This is a genomic window from Vibrio sp. Scap24 (genome assembly GCF_013394185.1).
Lineage (GTDB): Bacteria > Pseudomonadota > Gammaproteobacteria > Enterobacterales > Vibrionaceae > Vibrio > Vibrio pomeroyi.
This window is the reverse complement of sequence record NZ_CP041333.1, coordinates 1,816,259-1,832,190: the sequence shown is the minus strand read 5'-3', so window position 1 is coordinate 1,832,190 and position 15,932 is coordinate 1,816,259. Positions and strand designations below refer to the sequence as shown.

Below are 15,932 nucleotides of genomic sequence, written 5' to 3'. Positions count from 1 at the left end.
GAATAGGAGATGTATCGACATGAGTGCCGATATTATTAAAGTTTCAAGAAACACTGAAGATGCACCATTGAGCCCTTTCTCAACACAATCGGTGGCATTTTCACACTACAATAACCTCTCTGCTCAATTACCGATTGATCCTAAAACAGGCAGCCTGATCTCAGGCTCTTTAGAAGATCAAACAAAACAGTGCTTATCAAACATTCAAGCGATTGTGGAGAGCGTTGGACACCGCATGCACGATGTTGTGAGAGTAAACATATACTTGAAGAACATTGCGGATCTCGACTCGGTTAATGAAATCTATGCGTCTTTTTTCCAACACTACGTACCCACATGCACGACACTCGCGGTAGCCGATTTACCGTTAGAAGGTGCTCATTTGCAAATGGATGCGGTGATCTCGAATGGTGAAGGTACCTATCCTCAAGCGGCTTGTGAGTTAGTTAAAATCGCAAGAAACACCCAACATGCACCAGTCAGTTCTTTATCAACTCAGACGGTGGCTTTCTCTCACTATAACCATATTTCATCCCAGCTACCGATTGATCCTCAAACGGGCAATATTGTTGTTGGTGGCGCCAAAGAGCACGCCATTCAATGTCTCAAAAACATCAAATCGATTCTGGAGAATGTTGATGTTCCACTTGATGACATTGTGAAGGTGAATATCCATGTGAGAAGTTTGGATGACCTTGCTGCCATCAATGAAGTGTATACGACCTTCTTCCCTGACTCTGCGATTGCAAGGGCTGTCGGCTATATGCCAGCACGTTCGGTGGCGGTTGTTGAAGGCTTGGCGATGGGAGCGTTAGTACAGATGGATGCGACCGTTTCACACGGCGATGGCACACCACCACAAGCTGTTGAAGATCGTCATGGTATAGTGATTAAGGCAAACAACACCAAAGCGGCGCCAATCAGCGAGATCTCAACACAAACCGTGGCTTTTTCTCACTACAACAATATCTCTGCCCAGTTGCCACTTGATCCTAGAATTGGCGCGATTGTGACGCATGGTGCCAAAGAACAGGCGATGCAGTGCCTCAATAATATTAAAGAAGTGATTGAGAGCGTTGGGCATGTCATGGACGACATCGTGAAGCTCAATATCCAATTGAGATATATGGCTGATTTAGATGTGCTCAATGACGTTTGCACGCATTATTTTGACGGTCCATTGCCTGCGCGCACGGTTATCGGTGTCTCTGATATTCCTATGGGCGCTTTGGTGCAAATAGATGCCATCGCTTCCAATGGTGAAGGCACTCCGCCTAGCCCTTAAGTTTTCAATTTAGCGTTAAAACAATGAGGGTTGGCCGTGAGGTCAGTCCTCGTTTTACGTCTGTATCAATAGCAACATAAACACTGGTTATAGTGTTCATAAGTGGAAAATCAGAGTAGACCAACTAGGATGAATTACATTAAACCCGGTAATTAATTCAACAACATGGTAGTGCTATGAAGAAAATAACCCTTTTGTCCGTTGCGATTTTATCTAGCCTTTCTTTCTCATCTTTTGCTAAAGATTGCGATCCTAGTTTGCTGCCTTCGTGGAAAGACAGCGAGAGTAAATCAGCTATCGTCGACTTTGTTGGTCAAGCCACCAAAGCTGAGTCAGATACGTTCGTTGCGGTCCAAGACCGTATTGCTGTATTTGATAACGACGGTACGCTTTGGTCTGAAAAACCTTATTACTTCCAACTGGCCTTTGCGCTAGATCGTGTAAAAGAGATGGCACCTGAGCACCCTGAGTGGAAAACGGAAGTACCGTTTAAGTTTGTACTCGAAGATGATATTGAAAGCGTTCTGGGCAGTGGCGAAGAAGGTTTATTGAAAATCATCATGGCGACACACTCTGGTATGACAGTCGAAGAATACCAACAAGAGGTTAAGAAATGGTTGGCGGTAGCAAAAGACGAGCGCTTTAATAAAGCGTACACAGACCTAACTTACCAGCCAATGAAAGAGATGCTGACCTACTTGCAAGAGAATGACTTCAAAACTTACATCGTGTCGGGAGGTGGTGTTGATTTCATGCGAGCGTGGGCTCCGCAAGCTTATAACATCCCGCCAGAGCAAATCATCGGCAGCGCGCTTAAATACAACTACAGCTACAACGATGGCAACCCGACCGTGACCAAAGATTCGTCCATTTTGACGATTGATGACAAAGCCGGAAAAGTCACCAACATTCAGCATATTATCGGTAAGAAGCCGATTCTAGCGGTGGGTAACTCAGACGGTGACCAAGCAATGATGCAGTGGGCAACGAGCCAACCTAACTCAATGGCTATGATTGTTCATCACACCGATGCCGAGCGCGAGTGGAAGTACGATCGCGAATCTCATGTCGGTAAGCTCGATAAAGCACTCGACGAAGCGAACTCTAGAGATGATTGGACGTTAATCGACATGAAATCAGATTGGTGTGAGGTGTACTAACGCCTGATTGATCCTTGATTCATAAAAGCTCGGATCTTTGATTCGAGCTTTTTTGTCTCACTATTATGTCTTACGTTGTTTCTTGTGTCGGGAAGAGAAGCTAAATCAGCGCCACGACACTAACGAGACAGTTTAGATAACTGATACATGAACGTGTTTGTAGCACTCTCAAAGGTCTGCTGCTTTAAGAGCACTGCTGTTCCCAAACCATTAATCAAACCAAGTAAACTTACGGCTTCCAACGCGACATTCAGCTCACGACAAAACTCTCCATCCGCCACTCCCTGATTAAGAAGCGACTCTAGTTGTGCCTGAAGTCGGTCTGTTCCGGTCAATAAGGTCTTATCCTCAAATCCAGATTGCGTTATCGATAACATCGCATAGGACATCCAGAGGTGGTGAAAGCGTCGGCTCTGTTCATCAGTTGGAAGTGCTTGTTTAAAAATGGCCTTTATAGTATTTGAAGCACTGGCTTGTTCGCCAATTTTAGACAAACTTTCCGCGACGGCTTGGTGACTCTGTTGTTCCAAAGAATGTAGCCCAGCCAACACAAGCGTATCTTTGGTACCGAAATAATATTGAACCTGACGCAAAGATACGTTGGCATGAGAGGCTACTCCTCGCAGCGACACATTTTCCAACCCTGCTGTTGTCGATAAGTCTAAAAACGCCTCGATTATCTGAGCTTTCTTTTCATCATGATTAACGATCTTCGGCATATCTGCTCCGTAAATTAGCGTTTGAATTTTTATTTGATACAAATGTATCATAAAAATATAAGATGAAGAGTGAAGATTTTAACTATGAAGAATTTCCTTGGTGAAGCCAAAACATTGATGCAAATCGCGTGGCCTATTTTAGTGGCTCAGATCGCTCAAACATTGATGGGGTTTGTTGATACCGTGATGGCAGGGCAAGTGAGCGCAGTTGACGTCGCAGCTGTTGCTCTTGGGAATAGTGTTTGGTTGCCAACGATTATTGTGGTGGGGGGAACCATTATGGCTGTTCCTGCGATGGTTGCTCGTAAACATGGAGCTAAGCAGGAAAACGCTATTCGCCCTCTGATCCACCAAACCATATACATGGCGGCTTTGTGTTCCATCGTGGTGATGGCGATCATGAGTAATGCGAGCCTAGGTTTAAAAGTAATGCAAGTCGATTCGGGTTTAGTACAGACAACATCGAGTTATCTGAACGCGCTTATGTGGGGATCTCCTGCATTCTTGATATTTCAAAGTCTGCGCTGTTTCACTGGAGGGATGTCGGTGACAAAACCTTCCATGGTGATTGGGTTTATTGGGTTCTTCGTTAATATTCCCGCGAACTATGTCTTCATTTACGGGCACTTAGGTATGCCTGCTTTAGGTGGCGTGGGAAGTGGTGTCGCTACTGCGATTGTTTATTGGTCGATGGCGATATCGCTTGTGGTTTATATCGTCTTTACTAAACGCTTTGAGCGATTCAAGTTATTTAGCCACTGTGGTCGTTTTGATGTAGCAATACAGCGACAACTCTTAGCGACAGGAATGCCAATAGCATTGGCTGTTTTTCTGGAAGTTGCCGTGTTTGCCTTCATTGCAATGATGTTAGCTCCACTTGGTTCTATTGTGGTCGCAAGTAACCAAATAGCGGTTAATTTCACAATGATTAGCCTGATGATCCCGCTTTCCATCGGCGCTGCTGTGACGATTCGGGTGGGTTATTACTTGGGGCTAAATGAGTCAGACAGGGCGAGAAGAATAGTGTCGGTAGGCGTTATGATTGCTACCTTGATTTCGGGTGTCGTGATGCTTCTCATCTTATTGTTTAAGGGTTCTATCGCTAATTTATATACAACAGATCAAGATGTAATTGGCCTTGCTACAACCTTGTTGTTATGGGGAGCTTTGTTCCAGGTTCCTAATGCCATTCAAACGATTTATGTCGCCGCACTAAGGGGATATAAAGACACCCTCCCAATCTTGCTTGTGGCTTTTATCTCCTATTGGTTAGTCGGAATATCATTAGGCTATGTTTTAGCAAAGACAGATTTAATTGTGTCGAGAATGGGAGCGGGTGGCTTCTGGCTCGGGTTTATTGTGGGTTTGGTATTTGCCGGTTTTGCGCTCAGGCATCGAATAACCAGAACTTCAAAAGACAACGTGGAGTTGCCAGCAATATAACCTTTAGGGAGCTTCATTGTATGCTGAGGCTTTGATTCTATAATCTGCCAAGCGAGCTTAATGCCTCACTTTCAGCAAGAACGTACTATAAATTTTCAACGTAAGACGTTTTAATCGGGATAGTCAGAAATTAAAGGAATAGAAAAATGAAAACGATCGGATTGCTTGGTGGCATGAGTTGGGAATCTACAGTGAGCTACTACAAATCCATTAACGAGGGTGTGAAAGCCACACTTGGCGGGCTCAATTCTGCAAAGGTTTGTATGTACAGCGTGAACTTCGATGAGATTGAAAAGCTACAGCACCAAGGTCGTTGGGCAGAGACGGCTGACATCTTATCGGATGCAGCTTTATCGGTAGAGAAGGGCGGCGCGGACTTCATCCTTATCTGTACCAATACCATGCATAAGGTCGTTCCTGAAATCGAACAGAAGATCACGATCCCCATCTTACATATCGCTGATACCACCGCGCAGGAGCTGCTGGAGCAGGGCGTGAAGAAAGTCGGATTACTCGGCACAGCTTTTACAATGGAACAAGATTTCTATAAAGGACGTTTAGCCGATAAATTCGGTATCGATGTTGTTATTCCTGATGACGGTGACCGAAAACAAGTGCACAACATCATTTATCAAGAGCTATGCCGAGGCGAAATTAAAGAAGAGTCTCGAGCTGTCTATCGTCAAATCATCGAGAAGCTAAGCCAACAAGGAGCAGAAGCCGTTATTCTAGGCTGTACTGAAATCGCCTTACTGATTCAACAGCAACATACAGATGTACCGTTGTTTGATACAACAGTAATTCACTCTGAAGCAGCGGTGCGCTTAGCGACGAGTGACTAGTATCTAGCTCTTATTCTTAGTTCCATAACGGTCCTCTTTTCGCTCATGTGCAATTTTTATTCATAGGAGTGAAAGTTTTTTGTACAAAAGCAGGTCGTTAATTAATGAAGCGATGCTTTGTTCATTAACCAAGGCTTTATCGGCAGGTAAGGCTTTAGTTAATGGCTGAGGTATCCGCGCTTTTAAGCACTATGCTTTAGTCATGAAAAAAGAGGATTTATTATGAAATGGCTTATCTTATCTTTAACGCTATTATTCGTGGCAGGATGCCAATCTACGAGATCTCAAGAAGCGCAAGTCGGTGACGACATGAACCGAGTTCATACCCAAGGGTGTAGTAGTTAACCCAATCTTAGCCCTTTCGTATGTTTAATCGAGCTCTGTAGTTTTACAGAGCTTTTTGTTTTTACCTAAACGAAAAAAAACTCTTTCGAGGGGCTAAAACTTTAGTTTTATAGGTAACCCTTAGAATGCGTATTGAACACCCGCACCTAGTACTGAATCATCAGAAGAAGCTGCGATAGTACCTGGAGCAGACCAATCAGCACCTTCAAAGTTGTGCGCCACACAAACTTTCAAACAAACATATATGCATGCATTAATATTCAAAATAAAGCCGTTTGACCGGATTTAAAAGTCATTCTGTTTAGGTGGGGTGAGTCCTAGGTGCATATACCAATAGAGACACATGGTTTTTGGAAGAAAATTTAATTATATTACGAATTAATTTCTAATCTATTGATCCATAAGAGTTATTATCGTTGTTCCTAATGCGGACTTTATTGCTGCATCTGCGTCTTCTAGGCTCATATGCTGCCCTAAAATACCTTTTAGTCGGATGATGCCCTGAACTGTTTGCGGGCTAGTTTCGGTTTCTAGAGCACTTTGAATGAGCATTCTCACCAATGAAGGAAATAAGCCTCCACCTTGAATTGCGATATCCCATGAAGATACAAATGCCTCTTTAGAAGTGAAATCTAATTGGTGTGCGACCATAGGGAAGACGCGCCCCTGCAGTGCTCTGCCAAAATCGACTAGTCGTGGGTAATAGTTTTGTAGCGATGAAGCTGTCACCCCAACTTCTTTAGCGATACGTCCGTAGCTGATCGCATCCCAGCCTTCGGCGATGAAGATGTTAAATACCACCTCGTCATATTTCTTTTGTTTCTCTTCTTTCTCTTTTGCTGATATGCGTGCCATTTTATTATCCTGAGTCGTTTTTTGTTAATATAACGTATAAAGACGTAATAGTAAAAAAGTGTTACTCATGGGCTACAACGAATCTGCAATTGGGCCAAGGTGAAATAAGCCTAGTTACTATTGAAGTTATTGTGTTGTTGTTTTTTGGTTATTCTGATTGTCGGATTTCAGTTTTTTTAATTAACGGATACGCTAGAGAGTAATGGATATTTTATACAAAATCTAAAAACTGATTCGACTATATTGCAGATTATCAATGAATATTGGTGTTGATAAACTCTGTTTTATTCAAGCACGCTCTCGTGCTTATAGACCGGAGAAACCAATATGAATTACGAGGGAAAAGTATATCGTCCATGGACAGAGGCGAAGAGCATTCTTATTCAAACCACTTTAGGTTGCAGCATTAACACATGCACGTTTTGTAATATGTTCAGCGATAAGCGATTCAAGGTTCGTGACATCGAAGATGTGTTTAAAGATATCGAAGAAGCTCGTTTGATCTATCCTTACGTTGAATCGATTTTCCTTATTGATGGCAACGTGATGGCCGCTCGCACAGATTACCTTCTTAAGATTTTGGATAAGCTTCGTCATACCTTCCCTGAAAGCAGAAAAGTATCGCTTTATAGTGGGCTGAACGATTTCCGTCGTAAAAGCCTGAGCGAACTTAAAGAGCTCAAAAGTGCAGGCCTAACCATGGCTTATGCGGGTCTTGAGTCGGGCGATGCAGTTGTACTCGACAACATTAAAAAGCGCATGACCCCAGAGCAAGCGCTTGAAGGTATGGCTCTGGCAAAAGAAGCCGGCATTGAAACCTTGCTGTCGTTCATCTTTGGCCTTGGCGGACGTGATCGTTCCCGTGAACATATTGTCGAGACTACAAGATTATTGAATATCATGAAGCCTGAACAAATTGCGCCAATGGCGTTAGCGATTCAGCCTGGTACTGTGATGGAACAAGAAGTAAAAGACGGCAAGTTCATTATGCCGACGCAACTTCAGATTCTGGAAGAAGAAAAGTACCTGCTTGAGAATCTAAACATCGATACTTTCTATTGGGGCGACCATGGTAACAACATCGTGACTCAAAAAGGCTTCCTGTTGGATTCTAGAGAGCAATTTTTAGCGAAGGTGAACCATGCAATAGCATCAAACCCGATGGCTAAAGATAGCGTTATTCAGACGTTTGCTTGGTAGCGTTTACTTAAAAGCGATACCTGCCAACAAAGCGACAAAGATAAAACAACACAAATGGAAGTAGTGTTTGTGAAGCGTGATAATCGCCGTGAACCTACTTTCGTTACTAAGACAATTCAAAATCAATAAGGCTATTTTCTAGGTACATGTTGTAAATTTGTGAATCTGAATTGTCTATATTCTATGCTGTGTACTGGATCTCATTTGTTATTTGAGTCCCTTGCTAAGGTAAATAATGAATATGTTTAATACCAATCACTTTACTCAACTTAAGAGGTTTCTATGCTAGGTGAAAATCATTCTCTTGTTCACGAATTTCCTGAAATGAAAGATAAAATTGCTGAGCTTGTTAAAACTGACGATGGCTTTGCAGCAGATATGAAGACGTACGACAACCTTGATAAAGAGATTCGTAAGCTTGAGCTGAAAGATTCACCCATTGATGACGGCTCGATGCACCAACTGAAACACGATCGTTCTGTACTGAAAGACGCACTGCACGCTCGTTTAACTGGTTAGTGAACTGGTAATTTTGCTGATTAGCGAAATGGCGAATTGCAGATTTAGATACTAAAAACTCCTTCGGGAGTTTTTTCTTTTTGGCTCAATAACATCTTCATTATTCAACTGAGTTAATGCGTTGTATTGTTATATAAATGACGCATAATGAGGGTTACTGGTACACGATTTTTAAGATTTTATTGGTAATCACATGAATATTGAACACCTCAAATTGTTTGTTCGTTTAGCTTCCACACATAACATCAGTATGGCTGGTCAAGAGCTGGGGTTGTCGCCTGCGGTCGCTAGTTCGCACATCAGTAAACTCGAAGACAATTTGGGCGTTCGCCTAGTACACCGCACCACTCGTAAGGTGTCTTTAACAGAGGAGGGGGAGGCATTCTTACCTCACGCTGAAGAGGTGTTATCGAGTGTGGATGCTGCCAAGTCGGCGGTTGGTGTGGGCTGTGACTCTCCAACTGGAACATTGCGCGTTACGGCATCTGCGTCTTTTGGGCGTTTGCACCTTGTTCCGGCATTGCCTGGCTTCCTTGAACGCTACCCAGGTTTAAAAGTCGATTTCAGATTGTCAGATTCTATGGTCGATCTTGTAGAAGGCGGCTTCGATATTGCAATTCGCATCTCTGAACTGAAAGATTCGACACTCATTGCTCGAAAGCTCGCGACAGACAAGCGTGTAGTGTGTGCGTCGCCAGACTATCTAATTAAGTACGGCAAGCCTGCCACGCCTCAAGATCTTAATGACCACCAATGTATTAGTTTGATTGGTTTAGAAAGCTGGACCTTCCACACTGAAAACGGACCTAAAACGATTAAGGCCTCGGGATCTTTTAGAGCGGATAACGGCGAAGCACTGCGTGATGCGGCGTTAGGTGGCATTGGTATTACGGTGACGTCGAATTGGTGTGCGTACGAGCAACTGAAAAGTGGCCAGTTGATTCAAGTGTTGGAAGATTTCCCACTCACCTCTGAAGCGGCGATTTGGGCGGTATACCCAAGTACAAGGTTGCTTGCGCCAAAAGTGAGAGCCTTTATAGACTACTTCTCTGAGTATTATGGCAACCCGCCGTATTGGGAACAAAAGTAGAGATAAACCGATTTAACGAAAAGCCCAGCATGACTAAGTTATACGTTAGTCATGCTGGGCTTTTTCTTGGAATCAGAAAATCAATTGAGTGTAGCTGTCATTAAGAAAGCGTTGCTGCGATGATCTCATCAATTTTAGCGACAACTTGTTGTGATTTATCACCGTAAATTGCATCTGGGTGCGGGTTAGCAAAGGTGTTGTTGTCGTTATCAAAGTACTGACCGCCCGCTTGTGCGAACTCGTCAGACAATGATGCACGAACAAGAATATCAGAACCAATGCTTAGGTCGCCGCCTGCAATGCCGTAAGCGTCTTTCACCATTTTACTGCCCAATAGGGAGGCTGGGTTTACCGCAACCACCATCGGACCTGCAGAACCTAACTCTTTTGCCATTTCACGAGTCCACATGGTGATCGCAAGCTTGCTTTGTGCGTAAGCGTCGCCATCAGAAAGCGGTTTTTTACCTTCTAGCGCTTCGATGCTCACTGCGGCTTGCGCAGCTGAAGAAAGGTTAACCACTCGGCTAGATGAGCCTAACACTGGTAATAGACGCTTGGTTAGGTGATACGGTGACACTGTGTTTACAGCAAAACGAACATCTAAACCGTCTTTAGTGATTGGGTTCGGAGTGTTGAATACGCCTGCGTTGTTAATCAGTACATCAATCTTATCGTGCTCAGCAATTAATTGGTCAGCCAACGCATCCACATCAGCCAAAACAGACAAGTCTGCCACGTAGCTTTGGATTTTCGCTTCCGTCGAAATAGCCACAAGTTGCTGCTCAACGTCTTTGAGTTTGCTTGGGTTACGTCCATGCAATAAAACGTGGTGACCTTGTTGAACGAGTACTTTTGCAGTTTCGAAGCCGATACCATCGGTAGAGCCTGTGATCAGGATAACTTTTTGCATGGAGTAGATTCCTTATTAAAGCGCTGACATCGCGAGCGTTTTTAAATGTGTTGTTTCGTTGAGATAAAGAATAGCAACCTTTTGTGAAGTTGATAATCAACGGGATTAATAAAACACTATTTAGATTTTGTTGAAAATGGAAGTGCGAACGAAGTCTCAGCTAGAGGGAAGTAATAGACAATAAAAAAGCTTAGCGCGGGGGACGCTAAGCTTCGAGATAATCAGGTTCTTGAAATGTATTGTTGGCTGGTGGAATTAGCCTACTTGAGAAAAGCTCACTACCTTGCTTTGTAGTTTCTCTTTCAAGTAATCAGTCACCGTTTGCTGCTCTGATTCGCTCATGTAAAGGCCTAGCTTGGTTCTGCGCCACAAGATGTCTTCGTCAGTCATCGCCATCTCTTCATTGATCAAGTAATCGATTTCAACTTGATAAACGCCATGAGCTTCACTTGAGAATTGGGTGCCAAGGTCAGCTTCGCTATTCGCACCTTCCAGTAGTTTCCACGTGTAAGTACCGAATTGAGTCACGTAGCGAAGCAACAACGCTTCAGATGCCCAAGGGTATTTAGTGTGGATCATCTTCGCAAGTTGCTCTCTGCTACAGCTGAAGTTACCGCCTGGAAGCGTGTTGTTGGCTGTCCAAGGCGCACCCATGTTGGTTAGGTGTGGTTCTAACTTCTTAAGTGCTGCTTCGCCTAGCTTACGGTAAGTGGTTAGTTTGCCGCCAAAGATCGAAAGCAGTGGTGCTTGATCTAGCTCTGCGTCCAATTCCAACGTGTAGTCACGAGTGATCGCTTGTGGTGAATCAGATTCATCGTCACAAAGCGGTCTTACGCCACTGTATGTCCAAACTACATCTTCACGGCCAAGCTGTTTAACAAAATGCTGGTTAACAATATCAATCAAGTAATCCACTTCGACATCATCAATTGCGACGTTACGTGGGTCGCCTTTGTATTCAAGGTCGGTGGTGCCGATGATCGAGAACTTATCTAGGTAAGGGATCATGAACACAATACGATTGTCTTTGTTTTGTAGAATGTACGCTTGTGGTTCGTCGTGAATGCGTGGCACAACAATGTGTGAGCCTTTGATCAGACGAATATTACGAGGCGAAGCCTGCTCTAATCCATCATCAAAGAATTGCTTAACCCAAGGGCCTGCTGCATTCACTAGCGCTTTTGCTTTACGTTCAAAGCGTTGGTTTGTCATGACATCAAGGATCGTCACATGCCAGATACCGCCTTCACGGTGTGCTTTTTCAACACGGCAATAGTTACGTACTTCAGCGTTGTTCTCTTTAGCCGCTAACACGTTGAGCAATACCATGCGCGCATCATCTACCCAGCAATCTGAGTATTCGAAACCGGTTTTCATCTCTGGCTTTAGTAAACCTGATTTTGCCAAGTTCACTGTTTTGCTGCCAGGAAGCGTGGTGCGTTTACCCAAGTTATCGTAAAGGAATAGGCCACAGCGGATCATCCAAGCTGGGCGTAAAAATGGTCGATGAGGTAAACGGAAACGCATTGGTTGAGCAACATGAGGTGCTTTTCTTAGCAATACTTCACGCTCGGCCAGTGCTTCCGAAACCAAACGAAACTCGTAGTGTTCAAGGTAACGTAAGCCACCGTGGATAAGTTTTGAACTTGCAGACGATGTCGCAGAGGCGAAATCATTTGCTTCGTATAAACCAACGTTTAGACCACGACCTGCTGCATCTGCCGCGATGCCTGCACCATTGATGCCGCCGCCGATCACGATTAAGTCTAGAGTTGAAGATGTACTATTTTTTGAATTATTTTGTTGAGCACTCATGGTTTTGACCTCTTTCTGAGCGAACGAGCATTTTAGAACATAATTGAATCCTATATTAACTTTCGTTTTCGGTCATTTATTATTTTCGTTTATGCGCGTTTTATGTGATTTGCGCATAAAAAAACCTCTGCTTATGAAAGCAGAGGTTCAAATGTTGGGACTCTATGTTCTGGCTACCGCTCACGCATCAATGAATAAGGTCTGTACCGTCCTAAATATGGTTGACACATTTCCAACATGAAATCATATATGACTTATTTATGAACGAGGGATGGGACGCGTCATCCTGCGGACGGGTTGCAGAAATGATGGGCGTGAGAGCTCTGACATTGTAGGGACGAGTATTTCCTCGCATGATGGCGATGCCAGATACATCAAGCCCGCAAGCTTTCGAGGACTCTTGGGTCAGAGCTGTGGGAGCTGTGGCTTCTTTCCTCAAGTGGTTAGAATGTTATTCCATAGCACCCTCGCAGAGAACACAAACGCGCAAACTATCAATGGAGTTAACTGGCTTGTAGGCGCATTATCTCAGAACATGACACGCGACATGCAATGGCAAGTATAAAAACTGTATTTATAACGGTATTTTTTCTTTATAAATCAATATATTAAAAATTAATTCGTATTTATACCAAAAAAAGGTTGCGCCGTAATGGGTATATGTACATAATATATCCCATCGAAGCGGACATCGAGTTAAAGCCAAATTGAATTGGCCTTTTTTTGAAACTCAATGCGTATATATACGCTTAATTAATATTTATAGGTAAAATGAATATGAAACGCACAATCTTAGCAACGGCAATCATCGCAACTTCTTTCGGTTCAGTAGCCGGCATTCAAGACCGCGTAAACGATCCAATTGGTATCGACCACGGCACAGTTCAGAAAATCAATGCTTTCAATACTGTGATGTCAAAAGCGGGCCACGATGCTCACATCATGCCAACGGCTGACGGTTATGTTTTAGTTGCTAACGTTAACGGCGACAGCAAAATCGACCAAATCGACCTGTCTAACCCTGATAACGTGGATTCAATTCTAACTGGTCTTAAAAAACAGGCTAACGTTAACATGATGACACGCCGCGACGAGCGCAAAGGTGGTCATGATGTAATTATCGACCCTAACCTTCCTGAGTTTGGTGTAGACCCAATCATCGATCCTATTAACCCAGTTCAACCAATTGCGGGCAATCCTGACGCTATCAAAGCACACGCTCAGACTGTTGTAACTGAATGGAAAGACGGCCTTTCTAACTCAGAGAAGAAGGCACAAATTGAGAACGCAGCATTTAAAAACGGTTATCAGGTAACTGTTCATGAAGCGTCACAAGATGGTGTTGCTAAAATGACTTTCACAAGTTACGCAACGGGTGAAGAAGTTACTGTATCTGCTGAAGAGTTCAACGAATACATGACAGCAAAGCAGGAAGAACGCCAAGCTGAACGTGAACTTGAAACTGAACCTAAACTACCAAACGATAATGCAGGTAAAGCACGTGATGCACTTGTTGACGGCCTTGAAGGTCTAGCAGGTTCAGGCAAAGCACTAACTGAAGCGGGTAAAGCTGCTGCACAGAACGCTGCAACACAACAAAACCAAATCGATGAGCTTTACGCTCTAGGCAACCAAAACGCATCAGACATCGACACTCTATTCGGTGAAGTTGACCGCTTAGATACTCGCATTGACCAAACTCAAGCTCTAAATGCTGCGACTGTGAATGCTCGCCCAATGGTTACTAACGGCATGACTGCATTCGGTGCGGGTGTTGGTTACGCGGGCTCTGAGGCTGCTCTAGCGATTGGTGTTGCTCATTCATTTGTTGACACTGGTTGGTCTGCATCTGGTACACTGGCGGCATCTTCTGACGACGTTGTTGTTGGTGCGGGTGCTCAGTACGCATTCTAAGAATTACCTATAAAACGCGAGTTTTGGCCGTCCTTTGGGGCGGCTTTTTTGGTTCATAGCTCCTTTCCGTGGAAAGCCGCTTTTATCTTCAAGAAGAAGTAGTCTGTATCTCGATACCCATACTTCATTCGCTTGATTAGTTTTATCTTGTTGTTTGTCCCTTCTAGGGTGTAGGTGTTTAGCTGATAATTTGCCGATGCTATAATACCGTGAAGATAGTGGCTCAGTTTTGGTGTGAACTCTTTCAATGGCTTAATTCCTCTCTTGTACTTTTGCCCATCACACCTCCCAGAGCCCCTTAGCATGCGCTTCTGATTCACAATACCAAAGCTCTTTGAGTTGTGAGCGAGTATATAAGTGGTCATTAAGTCCTTATTGATATTCAATATTTCTGTAAGATAGCTGTCTTGCTGTGTATTTAAATTGCCTCTGCTTTTATGCCGCATTCACGGCACCTAATCCTTCGAATTTGAACGGAAAGTTCAACAGGAACACCGAGCAACATCGCTTCTTTTACATGACGCCATTGATACTCATGGATAGCCTCGGCCTCAAGACCAAAAGGGCATTTAGCCTCAGAGTTAGTTTAAGAGTCAGGATAATAAGTGATGCTGTCTGGTGAGACTTTACTATTTTAAAGCCTTCCCAGAATGAAGATAGAAAAGCAGGATTCGGCATGAAAACGGTAGTTTGTGTATGATTTTTGTTTGGCGATTAAACCATATCACTTACTACCGTTTTTGTTTTTAGTTCCCGCTAATCCGCGATGAACCATAAAAAAGCCAGCTATCGATAAGTGTTTATCAATAGAACTGGCTTTTGATTGCTCAGGAATGCGAGTGCTCTTACTTAACTTAACTAAAACCAATTCAATTCAATTTAATCGAGCTTGGATTAGCAGGGCTATTCACTTGGTGTAGAAGGCTGAGCGGTATCGATGACTTCTAACGGAATGTCTGAATCTTTAAGGATGTTAAGAATCTCTTCCGGCGGCTGCTTATTAGTAAACACCATGTGTGCCTGAGAGATATTACCAAGCTTAACCATCGCATTACGACCAAACTTAGTGTGGTCGACAGCTAAGAAGATACTGCGGCTGTTTTCGATGATAGCTTGTTTCACTCGAACTTCATGATAGTCAAAATCGAGCAGTGAACCGTCAAAGTCTATACCACTGATCCCTAAGATACCGAAATCAAGGCGGAACTGTTTAACGAAATCGAGTGTTGCTTCACCCACGATGCCGCCGTCGCGGTTTCTTACTTCACCGCCCGCCAAGATAACCTTGATCTCTGGGTTCGGCAGAAGGATGCTCGCAACGTTAATGTTGTTGGTCACAACTCGTAGCTGTTTATGATTCTTGTTGAGTGCGCGAGCCACCGATTCTGGTGTGGTTCCGATATCAACGAACAAGGTTGCGCCATCTGGGATGTGTTTTACCAGTTCGTCGGCGATCACGTCTTTTTCGTTGAAGTTATGCGCTTTGCGCGTGTTGTAAGAGGTGTTTTCTGAGCTTAAAGGAATGGTTGCACCACCGTGATAGCGACGGATTTTGTTGCTATCGGCGAGTTCGTTGAGGTCTCGTCTGATGGTTTGTGGGCTGACATCGAACTTTTCAACGAGCTCATCGGTACTCACATATCCTTGTGTTTTAACCAGGTCTACAATCTGCTGGTGTCTTGGTATCTGCTTCACTTAACTTACCACTCCCTGCACGCCAAAGGCTCTGACGTGTCAAAATCGAAAATATAAACTCGCGCTATTGTGCTCGAATTGACGAAGAGAGAGAAGTAATGATGGTAAGGAATCGTGTCTAAACCGCAAAAACGGTGCTC

At 43.7% G+C, this 15,932-nt stretch carries 14 protein-coding genes; 8 read left to right on the top strand and 6 right to left on the bottom strand.

Annotation, left to right across the window (positions count from 1 at the left end):
- Positions 1–19: 19 nt before the first annotated feature.
- A complete protein-coding gene (locus tag FLM53_RS23420) occupies positions 20–1,285 on the top strand; it encodes a RidA family protein (protein WP_176679188.1) in 1,266 nt (421 codons plus the stop codon).
- A 176-nt stretch (positions 1,286–1,461) separates the two neighbouring features.
- On the top strand, positions 1,462–2,445 hold the full coding sequence (locus FLM53_RS23415) for an HAD family phosphatase (protein WP_176679189.1): 984 nt from the start codon (positions 1,462–1,464) through the stop codon (positions 2,443–2,445).
- A 119-nt stretch (positions 2,446–2,564) separates the two neighbouring features.
- Here FLM53_RS23415 and FLM53_RS23410 read toward each other — a convergent pair whose 3' ends face one another.
- Positions 2,565–3,164: a TetR/AcrR family transcriptional regulator gene (locus FLM53_RS23410; RefSeq protein ID WP_176679190.1), complete on the bottom strand. Its 600-nt coding sequence runs from the start codon at positions 3,162–3,164 to the stop codon at positions 2,565–2,567.
- A gap of 84 nt (positions 3,165–3,248) precedes the next feature.
- On the opposite strand from FLM53_RS23410, the gene FLM53_RS23405 reads away from it, so the two are divergent.
- Both FLM53_RS23405 and FLM53_RS23400 read left to right on the top strand, forming a co-directional pair.
- Positions 3,249–4,607: an MATE family efflux transporter gene (locus tag FLM53_RS23405; RefSeq protein ID WP_176679191.1), complete on the top strand. Its 1,359-nt coding sequence runs from the start codon at positions 3,249–3,251 to the stop codon at positions 4,605–4,607.
- Positions 4,608–4,753: 146 nt separating this feature from the next.
- Positions 4,754–5,449, top strand: coding sequence for an aspartate/glutamate racemase family protein (locus FLM53_RS23400; RefSeq protein ID WP_176679192.1), 696 nt, complete (start codon positions 4,754–4,756; stop codon positions 5,447–5,449).
- Positions 5,450–6,184: 735 nt separating this feature from the next.
- On the opposite strand, the gene FLM53_RS23395 is transcribed toward FLM53_RS23400, so the two are convergent.
- The gene (locus tag FLM53_RS23395; RefSeq protein ID WP_176679193.1) at positions 6,185–6,649 is read right to left on the bottom strand and encodes a TetR/AcrR family transcriptional regulator; all 465 of its coding nucleotides are present in this window, start codon (positions 6,647–6,649) and stop codon (positions 6,185–6,187) included.
- A gap of 327 nt (positions 6,650–6,976) precedes the next feature.
- Here FLM53_RS23395 and FLM53_RS23390 point away from each other — a divergent pair, with 327 nt between their 5' ends.
- The 3 genes from FLM53_RS23390 to FLM53_RS23380 all read left to right on the top strand — a co-directional run bounded on the left by FLM53_RS23390 (position 6,977) and on the right by FLM53_RS23380 (position 9,458).
- The gene (locus FLM53_RS23390; protein ID WP_176679194.1) at positions 6,977–7,849 is read left to right on the top strand and encodes a radical SAM protein; all 873 of its coding nucleotides are present in this window, start codon (positions 6,977–6,979) and stop codon (positions 7,847–7,849) included.
- 282 nt (positions 7,850–8,131) lie between these two features.
- Positions 8,132–8,368, top strand: coding sequence for a YdcH family protein (locus tag FLM53_RS23385; protein ID WP_017067743.1), 237 nt, complete (start codon positions 8,132–8,134; stop codon positions 8,366–8,368).
- 193 nt (positions 8,369–8,561) lie between these two features.
- Positions 8,562–9,458 (top strand): LysR family transcriptional regulator, encoded by an 897-nt coding sequence (locus tag FLM53_RS23380; RefSeq protein ID WP_176679195.1) that lies wholly within the window; start codon positions 8,562–8,564, stop codon positions 9,456–9,458.
- A gap of 100 nt (positions 9,459–9,558) precedes the next feature.
- On the opposite strand, the gene FLM53_RS23375 is transcribed toward FLM53_RS23380, so the two are convergent.
- Positions 9,559–10,368 carry an SDR family NAD(P)-dependent oxidoreductase gene (locus tag FLM53_RS23375; protein ID WP_176679196.1) on the bottom strand — a complete coding sequence of 270 codons (810 nt, stop codon included), beginning with the start codon at positions 10,366–10,368 and terminating at the stop codon, positions 9,559–9,561.
- A 255-nt stretch (positions 10,369–10,623) separates the two neighbouring features.
- Positions 10,624–12,183 carry a glycerol-3-phosphate dehydrogenase gene (gene glpD / locus FLM53_RS23370; RefSeq protein WP_102438776.1) on the bottom strand — a complete coding sequence of 520 codons (1,560 nt, stop codon included), beginning with the start codon at positions 12,181–12,183 and terminating at the stop codon, positions 10,624–10,626.
- Positions 12,184–12,960: 777 nt separating this feature from the next.
- Between glpD and FLM53_RS23365 the strand changes: the two genes are divergently transcribed.
- Complete coding sequence (locus FLM53_RS23365) at positions 12,961–14,097, top strand: YadA C-terminal domain-containing protein (RefSeq protein ID WP_176679197.1); 1,137 nt, start codon at positions 12,961–12,963, stop codon at positions 14,095–14,097.
- Between the two features lie 53 nt (positions 14,098–14,150).
- Here the strand turns inward: FLM53_RS23365 and FLM53_RS24200 are convergent, their stop codons facing one another.
- Positions 14,151–14,543, bottom strand: a complete 393-nt coding sequence (locus FLM53_RS24200; protein WP_176679198.1) for a transposase — start codon at positions 14,541–14,543, stop codon at positions 14,151–14,153.
- A 457-nt stretch (positions 14,544–15,000) separates the two neighbouring features.
- Positions 15,001–15,792, bottom strand: coding sequence for a DeoR/GlpR family transcriptional regulator (locus FLM53_RS23355; protein WP_123285490.1), 792 nt, complete (start codon positions 15,790–15,792; stop codon positions 15,001–15,003).
- Positions 15,793–15,932 lie beyond the last annotated feature (140 nt).

What these genes read in the sequence shown, in the direction of transcription:
- FLM53_RS23375 (WP_176679196.1), bottom strand. Translation starts at nt 10,368, where the DNA reads ATGCAAAAAGTTATCCTGATCACAGGCTCTACCGATGGTATCGGCTTC.
- FLM53_RS24200 (WP_176679198.1), bottom strand. Translation starts at nt 14,543, where the DNA reads ATGCGGCATAAAAGCAGAGGCAATTTAAATACACAGCAAGACAGCTAT.
- FLM53_RS23390 (WP_176679194.1), top strand. Translation starts at nt 6,977, where the DNA reads ATGAATTACGAGGGAAAAGTATATCGTCCATGGACAGAGGCGAAGAGC.
- FLM53_RS23395 (WP_176679193.1), bottom strand. Translation starts at nt 6,649, where the DNA reads ATGGCACGCATATCAGCAAAAGAGAAAGAAGAGAAACAAAAGAAATAT.
- FLM53_RS23410 (WP_176679190.1), bottom strand. Translation starts at nt 3,164, where the DNA reads ATGCCGAAGATCGTTAATCATGATGAAAAGAAAGCTCAGATAATCGAG.
- FLM53_RS23405 (WP_176679191.1), top strand. Translation starts at nt 3,249, where the DNA reads ATGAAGAATTTCCTTGGTGAAGCCAAAACATTGATGCAAATCGCGTGG.
- FLM53_RS23420 (WP_176679188.1), top strand. Translation starts at nt 20, where the DNA reads ATGAGTGCCGATATTATTAAAGTTTCAAGAAACACTGAAGATGCACCA.
- FLM53_RS23415 (WP_176679189.1), top strand. Translation starts at nt 1,462, where the DNA reads ATGAAGAAAATAACCCTTTTGTCCGTTGCGATTTTATCTAGCCTTTCT.
- glpD (WP_102438776.1), bottom strand. Translation starts at nt 12,183, where the DNA reads ATGAGTGCTCAACAAAATAATTCAAAAAATAGTACATCTTCAACTCTA.
- FLM53_RS23380 (WP_176679195.1), top strand. Translation starts at nt 8,562, where the DNA reads ATGAATATTGAACACCTCAAATTGTTTGTTCGTTTAGCTTCCACACAT.
- FLM53_RS23385 (WP_017067743.1), top strand. Translation starts at nt 8,132, where the DNA reads ATGCTAGGTGAAAATCATTCTCTTGTTCACGAATTTCCTGAAATGAAA.
- FLM53_RS23400 (WP_176679192.1), top strand. Translation starts at nt 4,754, where the DNA reads ATGAAAACGATCGGATTGCTTGGTGGCATGAGTTGGGAATCTACAGTG.
- FLM53_RS23365 (WP_176679197.1), top strand. Translation starts at nt 12,961, where the DNA reads ATGAAACGCACAATCTTAGCAACGGCAATCATCGCAACTTCTTTCGGT.